This window comes from Priestia sp. P5_B4 (assembly GCF_056400385.1).
The window spans coordinates 1-516 of record NZ_JBFULJ010001540.1 but is presented as its reverse complement, the minus strand read 5'-3'; the positions used below and the strand labels follow the sequence as shown (position 1 = coordinate 516).

The 516-nt window shown below is 40.7% G+C and carries 1 protein-coding gene and 1 pseudogene; both read right to left on the bottom strand.

The features are described from left to right. Nucleotides 1-5 precede the first annotated feature (5 nt). Nucleotides 6-140, bottom strand: a complete 135-nt coding sequence (locus AC1DRF_RS32050; RefSeq protein ID WP_427075972.1) for a hypothetical protein — start codon at nucleotides 138-140, stop codon at nucleotides 6-8. A gap of 137 nt (nucleotides 141-277) precedes the next feature. Further along, nucleotides 278-516 (bottom strand): annotated as a pseudogene (locus AC1DRF_RS32045) (amino acid:proton symporter); the annotation flags it as partial.

The following is a 516-nucleotide window of genomic DNA, read 5'->3' as shown; positions in this document are numbered from 1 at the left end:
GCTTGTTACACCGCAGTTGATTTCCGTGCAAGGCTTCGCTTTCCGCGGACGGCCGGTGAGCCTCCTCGTCGCTTGCGCTTCTGCGGGGTCTCACCTATGCCGCTTTTCCCGCAGGAGTCTTCGCCTTGCCCTCCAATCAACTGCTAGAACCAACTATACACATAAAATCTATATTCAACATAACAACAAAAAAACACGAACTACCAATCAAAAAATAATTAATAGTTCGCATTTGACTTCAACTGAAATACTTTTTTCCCAGCCTCATTTTTACTACTTATTTAATTTGTTTTTCTATGATCTGTTCTTTAGCTGAGGCAGTCTGTGCTTCCGCTGCTTTCATTTCATTATTAACATCGATTGCTTCTTTTAAATACTCAGTTTTGTATCCGCTTTTAAGTGCCCAAGCATAAAAGAAAAGTGCAACAATTGCAATAAGACCCATATCCCAGCCGTATTTAATAATATTGAGTCCCCCGAACTTTTCACTTCCTATCCAAGAGATTGTCATCATAC